Below are 3,206 nucleotides of genomic sequence, written 5' to 3' on the forward strand. Positions count from 1 at the left end.
TGACCGCGGGCGTCCGGGCCGTGGCCGGGGGCCGCGCCCCGCACACCGGCGTCCTCGGCACCGCCACCGACGGCCGGCTCGCCTTCCTCTTCTCCGGCCAGGGCTCACAACTGCCGGGCATGGGCAGCCGCCTGGCGGCGGCGTTCCCGGTCTTCGCCGCCGCCTTCGACGAGGTCCGTGCCCACCTGGACCCGCTGCTCGGCCGCCCGCTCGCCGACGTCCTGGACTCCGCCGAGCTGCTGGCACGCACCGAGTACACCCAGCCCGCGCTGTTCGCCGTGGAAGTGGCCCTGTACCGGCTGCTGGAGTCGTTCGGGGTACGGCCCGACCTGCTCGCCGGACACTCCGTCGGCGAGTTCGCCGCCGCCCATGCCGCGGGAGTGCTCGGCCTGGCGGACGCCTGCACCCTCGTCGCCGCCCGGGGACGCCTCATGCAGGCCCTGCCCGAGGGCGGCGCGATGATCGCCGTACAGGCCGCCGAGGACGAGGTCGCGCCCCTGCTGGGGGACCGAGTGGACATCGCCGCCGTCAACGGGCCGACGTCCGTCGTCGTCTCGGGCCCCGCCGGACCGGCCCGCGCCCTGGCCGCCCGCTTCGGACGCACCAGGGAGCTGGCCGTCAGCCACGCCTTCCACTCGGCCCTGATGGAACCGATGCTCGCGGAGTTCCACGAGGTCGCCGCCTCACTGTCCTACGGCACACCGCGCATCCCGCTGGTGTCCGCCCTCACCGGCGCCCCCGCCGCCCCCGACGAGCTGTCCGCGCCCGGGTACTGGGTGCGGCACGCCCGCGAGGCCGTCCGCTTCGCCGACGCCGTCACCGCCCTGTACGACGCCGGCGCACGGCACTTCGCCGAGGTCGGCCCGGGCAGCGCGCTGACCGCGGCGGCCGCCGAGTGCCTGCCCGACGGGACGGCCGTCGTCCCGCTGCTGCGCAAGGACCGCGAGGAGACCGAGTCCCTGGTCGCCGGCATCGCCGCCCTCCACGTGCACGGCAGCCCCGTCGACTTCACGGCGCTGCTGCCCCACCGCGACGGTGCGGACCTGCCCACCTACGCCTTCCAGCGCGAACGCTACTGGACCACCGGCGACCCCGGCCTGCCCCGCCAGACCGCCGGCCACCCGCTGCTCGGCACCGCCGTGGAACTCGCGGACGGCGGCGGCACCCTGTACACCGGCGGTCTCTCCCTCGCCGGACATCCGTGGCTGGCGGACCACAGCGTCGGCGGAGTACCGCTGCTGCCGGGCACCGCCTTCGTCGAGATGGCGCTCGCCGCCGGTGCCCGCGCCGGCTGCGGCGCGGTGGAGGACCTTACCGTCACCGAACCGCTGGTCCTGCCCGAGGACGGCGAAGTCCGCCTCCAGTGCACGGTCGGCGAGCCCGACGCCGCCGGCGCGCGCGCCTTCCGCGTGCACGCCGCCACGGGCGACGACGACCCCTGGACCACACACGCAACCGGCCTGCTGCGGCCCGCCGGCGAGCGGCCCGGCCCCGGCCTCACCGCCTGGCCGCCGCCCGGCGCCGAACCCGTCGCCCTGGACGGCGTCTACGACCGGCTCGCCGAACTGGGCGCCGAGTACGGGCCCCGCTTCCAGGGCCTGCGCGCGGCCTGGCGGCGCGGCGACGAGGCGTACGCCGAGGTCGCCGTCCCCGCCGGCACCGCCGCGTTCGGCATCCACCCGGCACTGCTCGACGCCGCCCTGCACGCCGTCGGGCTGCGTGCCACAGCGGCGGAGCGCATGGCGCTGCCCTTCGCCTGGAGCGGTGTGGAGCTGTACACGCGGGGCGCGACCGCGCTCCGGGTGCGGATCTCCCCGGCCGGCCCGGACGCCGTGCGCGTCGAGGCCGCCGACGAGCACGGCAGGGCGGTGGCCCAGGTCGCCTCCCTCTCGCTGCGCGAGGTGGACCCGCAGCGGATCGCCGCGGCCGCGGCGGCCGCGGCGGGCGGGCACGACGACCTGTTCGCCCTCGACTGGACGCCCGTGCCGGTGCCCGCGGCCCCGCAGGCGGGGCGGTGGATCGTCCTCGGCCCCGGCCGCGAGGAACTGGCCGGTGCCCTGGCCGGAGAGGTCGCCGAGGTCACCGTCGCGGCCGACCTGGGCAAGGCCGCCGGACCCGCCCCCGACACGCTCGTCGTACTGCACCCCGGAGGCGCGGGAGCGGACGCGATCCGGGCCGGCGTCCTGAGCCTGCTCGACCAGGTGCAGGACCTGCTGGCCGACCGCCGCCTCGCGGACAGCACCCTGGTGGTGGCCACGCGGGGCGCCACCGGCCCCGGCGAGGTCACCGACCCCGGCGCCGCCGCCGCGTGGGGCCTGATCCGCTCCGCCCAGTCCGAGCACCCCGGCCGGCTGGTCCTCGCCGACCTGGACGACACCGACGCCTCCCGGCGCCTGCTGCCGTCCGCCGTCGCTTCGGGCGAGCCCCAACTGGCCCTGCGGAACGGCGCGGTGAGCGTGCCCCGGCTGGTGCGCGCCCCGCGGTCGACCGACCCCGGCCCGGCCGGCTTCTCGGGAGGCGTCCTCGTCACCGGCGGCACCGGAGCCCTGGGCCGCCTCGTCGCCCGGCACCTGGTCATCGCCCACGGCGCGGAGCGGCTGGTGCTGCTCAGCCGCAGCGGGCCCGAGGCACCCGGCGCGGCGCAGCTGACCGCGGAACTGACCGCGCTCGGCGCGCGGGTGAGTGTCGTCGCCTGCGACGCAGCCGACCGCGGCGCGCTCGCCCGGGTCCTGGACGAGTATCCGGTCTCCGCCGTGGTGCACACCGCGGGTGTGCTCGCCGACGCCGTCCTGACCTCGCTCACCCCCGAGCGGCTGGACGCCGTCCTGAGGCCGAAGGTGGACGCGGCCTGGCACCTGCACGAACTGACCCGGGACCGACCGCTGACGGCGTTCGTGCTGTTCTCCTCCGCGGCCGGTCTCCTCGGCAGCCCAGGCCAGTCCGGCTACGCCGCGGGCAACACCTTCCTGGACGCCCTCGCCGCGCACCGCCGTTCGCTCGGCCTGCCCGCGGTGTCGCTCGCCTGGGGCGCCTGGGCGGGCAGCGGCGGCATGGCCGACCGGCTCGACGACACCGACGCCCGCCGCATGGCCTCCGGCGGCGTGCTCGCCCTCGACGCGCAGGCCGGGCTCGCCCTGTTCGACACGGCGGTGGGCCGCGGCGAGCCGGTGCTGCTGCCGGCCCGCCTGGACCTCGCCCCGCGCGAG

At 77.8% G+C, this 3,206-nt stretch carries 1 protein-coding gene; it reads left to right on the top strand.

Features of this window, described 5'->3' with window-relative positions; all coding sequences use genetic code 11:
• Window positions 1–3,206 (top strand): SDR family NAD(P)-dependent oxidoreductase (locus tag GT045_RS23705; protein WP_161335366.1); only part of this gene is annotated, 3,206 nt, incomplete at both ends.

The organism is Streptomyces sp. SID486 (assembly GCF_009865385.1).
In the GTDB taxonomy this organism is placed as follows: Bacteria; Actinomycetota; Actinomycetes; order Streptomycetales; family Streptomycetaceae; genus Streptomyces.